At 60.6% G+C, this 5405-nt stretch carries 6 protein-coding genes and 2 pseudogenes; 3 read left to right on the plus strand and 5 right to left on the minus strand.

Annotation, left to right across the window (positions count from 1 at the left end):
• The first annotated feature begins 863 nt into the window (after positions 1-863).
• A complete protein-coding gene (locus ABIB45_RS22320; protein ID WP_354218017.1) occupies positions 864-1064 on the plus strand; it encodes a hypothetical protein in 201 nt (66 codons plus the stop codon).
• A gap of 259 nt (positions 1065-1323) precedes the next feature.
• On the opposite strand, the gene ABIB45_RS22325 is transcribed toward ABIB45_RS22320, so the two are convergent.
• The 4 genes and pseudogenes from ABIB45_RS22325 to ABIB45_RS22690 form a co-directional block, all read right to left on the minus strand.
• On the minus strand, positions 1324-1500 hold the full coding sequence (locus ABIB45_RS22325; RefSeq protein WP_354218018.1) for a hypothetical protein: 177 nt from the start codon (positions 1498-1500) through the stop codon (positions 1324-1326).
• Positions 1501-1597: 97 nt separating this feature from the next.
• Positions 1598-1696: pseudogene (locus tag ABIB45_RS22330) on the minus strand (IS21-like element helper ATPase IstB); the annotation flags it as partial.
• 462 nt (positions 1697-2158) lie between these two features.
• Positions 2159-2650 carry a hypothetical protein gene (locus tag ABIB45_RS22335; protein ID WP_354218019.1) on the minus strand — a complete coding sequence of 164 codons (492 nt, stop codon included), beginning with the start codon at positions 2648-2650 and terminating at the stop codon, positions 2159-2161.
• A 16-nt stretch (positions 2651-2666) separates the two neighbouring features.
• Positions 2667-3074, minus strand: coding sequence for a NucA/NucB deoxyribonuclease domain-containing protein (locus tag ABIB45_RS22690; protein ID WP_502914567.1), 408 nt, complete (start codon positions 3072-3074; stop codon positions 2667-2669).
• On the opposite strand from ABIB45_RS22690, the gene ABIB45_RS22340 reads away from it, so the two are divergent.
• Both ABIB45_RS22340 and ABIB45_RS22345 read left to right on the plus strand, forming a co-directional pair.
• Entirely contained in the window at positions 3016-3222 is a 207-nt protein-coding gene (locus ABIB45_RS22340) for a hypothetical protein (protein ID WP_354218020.1), read from the plus strand. The genes ABIB45_RS22690 and ABIB45_RS22340 overlap by 59 nt on opposite strands.
• A gap of 103 nt (positions 3223-3325) precedes the next feature.
• Complete coding sequence (locus tag ABIB45_RS22345) at positions 3326-3601, plus strand: hypothetical protein (protein WP_354218021.1); 276 nt, start codon at positions 3326-3328, stop codon at positions 3599-3601.
• 461 nt (positions 3602-4062) lie between these two features.
• Here the strand turns inward: ABIB45_RS22345 and ABIB45_RS22350 are convergent.
• Positions 4063-5082 (minus strand): annotated as a pseudogene (locus tag ABIB45_RS22350) (IS21 family transposase); the annotation flags it as partial.
• Positions 5083-5405 lie beyond the last annotated feature (323 nt).

Here is a 5405-nt window from a genome sequence, read left to right on the forward strand (position 1 = left end):
TCTTCGAAACAATTCAGTAAATGAATTCTTTTGTTTCGTTTTTCTTCGCTGCGATGTTTATACTTTAGTTGATTCAGGTTTACTTTGCAAATCCCAGTTATTTTCCGGATATTCACTCAATAAGCTGAATCCACCCAGCAAAAATCGAAACTTTCCATCGATCGCGCTTCGCACATGATGAATAGCTTCTCATTTGAAGGGGGTTTTGTCGCCACTCAGCGGCGGCGACTCAGAAAACAATACACCCACCCAGCCCCCACCGCAAATCAACCCCCCGCAGCGCCCACCCACCCCAAAATCCCTAAACCACGCGAAACCCACGGTCCAAACACGGAATCTAATCAACATTCCCCGGATACCAGTTCCTATGTAGTGGCTCACATCCCGGGCCCTTGCGATGCGCCAACCTGGCTTCAGCTCCCGGCTCGAAAGCCACGGCAGCCCGGGCGGCACGTCCGCACGCACCCATCAAGGTTCCTGGCATGCCAACTCTCCAGCGCCCGCATCAACGATTACTCGGTCACCCCTATGACAAGCGTTTCCGCCGCCGCCTCCTCCTTGGCAAGGCACCCATGTCGAACAGAGTCCGCCGGCGCCCTGGAGCGTCCGGCGCCCAAGGCATCAAGCGACTACTCTTTGGTATCCGAAATGATGTGCCAGGTACGGTCGAGGGCGGCGCGGCCGGAGCCAAGGATGAGACGGCGCGTCAACAACCGTCCGGAACCCTTCAAGGCGCCGGCATGGTTGCTCGCATTGACGCAGGCTCATTAACACCGGTCAATGCTTGACTTGACCATTGAGTCAGATAGGTCGGTTTACCCATTAGCGCCGGGGACTACGCTCATTCCGTCACAGGGGTCACCATGAAACCCGCCGCACTCGAGAACATGGACACCCTCGGCGCTGCATCGGTGAGCGCCCGCAAGCTGGCGGACCTGGCCGCCGTTGTCTTGGGAAGGCCAAGTGTAGGCCTCCTTTCGGCCAGCGCCGCGGAAATCACGTTTCCCATGTTCAACATAACAACGGGAGGCCTTTGGCGCGTCACCGGAACTGCCAGGATCTGATCCGACGGCAGCATCACCTCCGTCCCCTTCAGCATGGTGATCGAACATAACCAGTCCAACTCACCGCACACGGTGACGCCAGCCCACAAACCCTCCTGATCGAACCAACTCAGGACGTCCGGGCGGCTCAACTAACTTCGCCGTCATTGACTGGGGCCTCTACGGGAGCGCGTGCCCAGGTTTCGACCTCGGCCAACTGCTGGCTGGGTAGGTTAACCAAGGCACCATGGACGGGAAATGTCCCTACCGCGTGGAACCGCTATGCCGAGCCGCCTACTGCGAGGAACTGGCCGAATCCGGCGCCGATGTCCCGGAAACGACGGTGCTGCGCGGTCACCCAGCGTCCATGGCACTCTTTACCGGGCTCCCGGCGGTAGCCACCCAGCGCTTGGCAGAGCCCGACTCGGAAGAACGCCGTGCCGTTGGGGAGATACATGGGAAAGTTCACACGCCCGCGGCGACGCGCTCTCGCTGGATGCCACTTTGGCAGCTTGATTTGAGTCCACCTTGTTGTGCTGGTTCGGCAGTTTCTTGGTTTGTGCGAGGCTGTAGGAGTCGGTGCCGGTTTCGATGATGGGGCCTGTGAAGGTGAGTCGGGCGCCGATCGCGGCGCAAAGCCTGGCGTCGGTGAAGATTTCGTCCGGCTCGGGATAAATACTGATCCCGTGACGGCAGGTCGTTGGCCGACGGTGCGCGTTTCGGAGTGCCGTCCTCTCTGGCTACTTGGCGCTCAAGGCACCTACTGCTTCCTCGAGTAGGCGAACCGGGTTTTCTGGAATCTTCTTCGAAGACCGCCCGTTCGTCCATGTTGTAAAACCGTCGTCTGTCCAGCGTGGAACCACATGGAAATGGAGGTGCGGCTTGGACTGTTCAGCCCTGGCCGCTTGCGTTCAACAGATTGACGCCGGTCGCCTAACGCGGTGCGCATTGCCAGCGCGACCTTCTGAACCAGCGCCTTCGTGGCGTTCAACGAGACCAAACCCGCCTTCTGCACCCCTGCCGACTGCGCTGTCGGAATCACAGGGTGTGTCCGGGCACGAGCAAGCTCGCCGGCAGCGGGAGAAACGCGGTACCATGCTCTGCCCTGCGGCCCGTCAGGATTTCGGGCGGCTTCCCATACTCCATTGGATGGTGTGGACCTGCTCTGGAGCCTGCGGGGCCGGCCAGCAGATGAGCAGGTACTCCTCAGTGTTGGGATCGTGGGCGATGCTGTTCATCTCGGCGAGGCGGTTCCGGGCGAGGCACCGTATCCGGTACCATCCCGGTCCGTGTTCGGTGAGTTCCTGGAGCCCGGGGAAGTCGTACGCTATTGCGTCGACATTCAGCTTGCCGTGGGGTGCGTGGACCGAGACGTCGGCCCCCTCGTCCCAGCCTTCCATCGACAGCACCGGCTCCGCTTCGGCGGTCTTGACCCGCACGGTGACCTTTCCCATATCGGTGCCGCTGATGACCACCGCGCCAGTATTGAGGGGGCAGATCAGGCCGTTGCCCTCCTCGAGGTCGCGCGGCATCGGGATCGTTTCGTCCTGGTAGTCGACCAGATAGTAGAGATGGTAGTTGACGGTGACCGGGCCGATGGTCTGCATGGACGTTCAGGGCCACCTAGTTGATGATCGACACGTACATGGAGTCCCGGGCCAGGATCCACTGGCCGGTGTACACGCCCACCAGTGTACCGCCAGCAGAATAGTTCTCTGTGGCGGAGATCATGCACCGGCTGTAGCCGCTCGAGCCGGTTGCCGGCGGATCAAGGAAAACGCAGTTCGGGAATGAACGTGCAACACCGCCAGATGCCGCACCCTCAGAGGTGGACGCGAACGGGTATTCGTCGCACAAAAGATTGGGTATTGACGGTGCGCTACCGCAGGCAATGGTCCTGTTTGCGTTCGTGACTGCCGGATCGGTTGTCCGGTGGATCGGGTCGTACGGGTTTCCGCCGTGAAGTCCGGAAGTGATCGCCTCGCTGACATGCGTCGTGAAGGTCGGCAATGCACTCCTGGAGTACTCCACGACGCCGGGGACGAACCAGATGGCGCACCCGGCTTTGGGATATCTGCCGCCCGTAGCGTTGTCGCAGCGCAACGAGAAGTCGTACCCGCTCGTCGACGAGAACACCCCGTTGAGGGTTGCGGCAATAGTCGAGTTCGTTGACAGGTAATAGATCGATCCGGAGAGGGTGCCTGTGGGACCGTAGGCCCCCTACGGCCTCCCGCCAATCATTCAAGGTGTTCGGAGCATCGGGAATCGAGGCGGGTGTCTGGGTGACACAGCTCCCGCTGCATAAACCTGAACCGGACAGGGTCATGCCGCTGACGTTTCCCTGTATCTGGTATACGCTGAACCCGAACTGGTGGCCGACGCTTGGAATATCGAGGATATCGATCTCGCAGGAATGCACCCGCGACGCCATCCTGGTCCCGATGGGTGCCTGCTTGCATCAGTCCGGAATCGGCAGCACCGACGGGGAACTGCTGGCCGTGTACGTTCCCGGCAGTGGGGGCGCCGAGCTGGCCGGCACAGGCACACTGCACGCTTGAGACCCCGCAACGATAGGCGAGCATACGGGGCCCGTGGCCACCTGGTTGACAGGAAATGCATTCACCTTTGCCGTTTGCGCGGCCGCGTGAGCTGCGAGAGTCGCCAAATCATCCGCGGCATACGCCTTCGTCGCTGCGGACGGAATCAGCGCGCTGAGGAAAAGCCCAGCTACCGCAACGAAATAGAATGTTCGGCGCGAGCGTAGCTTTGGACACAGAAATATTCCCATGGTGCGACTTTTGGGCAAGGATCCTTTCATGAAGAACTCCCCCACTGCTCGCGGAATACCTGGACGGCGGACCACTTCGAATGTGATCAGATACTCACATTGAGAAGAGTTTCAGATCTTCATACGGAATGGAATGGTTTTCCGCGAAAATATTGATGCGGTCTAAATCTGGTGCCGGAATTGGGACAAACCTGTCGCCTTCGGCGCCGACCACACAATCAGGGAGCGCGTCGCTTGTCGGGATCGACGGGGCCGGACCCACCCCGGCGTGCTCCGCTCCGCACCCACTCCCAGAGCAGCCGTGATTCCGGCAATAACGTCGCCGGCTTCCATGACCCGGTGCAGGAGCAGCACGTCAATCAGTTCGCGGGTCGCGTCAGCGTAACCGTCTGTTTACGCGCTGCCGCCCAGAGCGCGTCATTACCCGGAGTGAATACCCCGGTCTCCCGGGCCTGGGCCAACGCACTGGAACCGAGCAACGCACCTGACTTTATCCTGAGCACCTCAAGATAATGATCCAGTTGAACGCATTGCCCGCCCCTGGCCACGGTCCTGGGTTGGGCGGCGATCATGGTTCTGCCCTCGAAGATCCGCACCTCCGTAGCACGCAGGGACACCCGGACTTTCCGGTTGATTCCTGGCTCGCACTGGAAGGTATCGACTCCATAGTGGGATTTGAACAGCACCCAGCGCTCGTTCTCGACCCGCTGTCGGGCCGGCCCCGTAAACAACCTTCGTCACTGCGGAAGTGAGGTTGTCATCGCGGATTTGCCTTGCCGGCACACCGCCCAAGGCATTGAACGCTTCGATATGGCCTTCCAGGAAAGCCTCCTGCCCGCAGGTCGGGTAAACGCGGTGGACCGATTTTCCAGAGGGGGACAGGCGGAAAGCGAACATGTAACACCGGGTGCGTTTCCCGTCGGTGTCGACCCAGAACTCACCGAAATCGACCTCGGCCTCCGCGCCCGGGGCGTGTTCCTGCGGGATGAATACCTCAACAGGCGCGTTCCCGGACTCGACAGCGATATCGGCGCGGCGGGCCTTCACATACTGGCGCACCGTGGAATACGAGATCACAGCTTTGTGCTCATTAACCAGGCGGTCAAAGACACGCTGGACGGTATTGCGTTGCTTCCGCGGAGCGTCCAGATCAGCCAGGAGCATCGCATCAATTACGACTCTGAGCTGCCCCAGCTTCGACGCCGTACGGGCAGCAACCCTTCGTGCTGGAGGTTCAGCAGCCGCCAACGCCTGACTTGCCTTCCACTGTTGGGAAAAACACTTCGATGGAATCAACGGTGGGGTGGGCTCAACTGAAACTGCGATTCATCTCCCGGCGAGCCGCGAAGTGGGCCCCATCCAAACTGCAAAACCGGTCACCACTCAAGCTGCCATAATGCGCCGTCGGGAACGTTGGGCGGAGGTGCGGCCGGTGTGCCGGCGCGGCCCGGCTGCGAGAGCGTCCCGTGGGTTTTGGGTGTGGTTGTGTGGGTGGGTGGTTAACGTGGGAGAGCCCCCGGACACGTGGTGTTCGGGGGCTCTCGACCGGTAATAGTGTTCCGGCGGTGACCTAC

It is taken from the genome of Arthrobacter sp. UYCo732 (genome assembly GCF_040547265.1).
GTDB lineage: Bacteria > Actinomycetota > Actinomycetes > Actinomycetales > Micrococcaceae > Arthrobacter.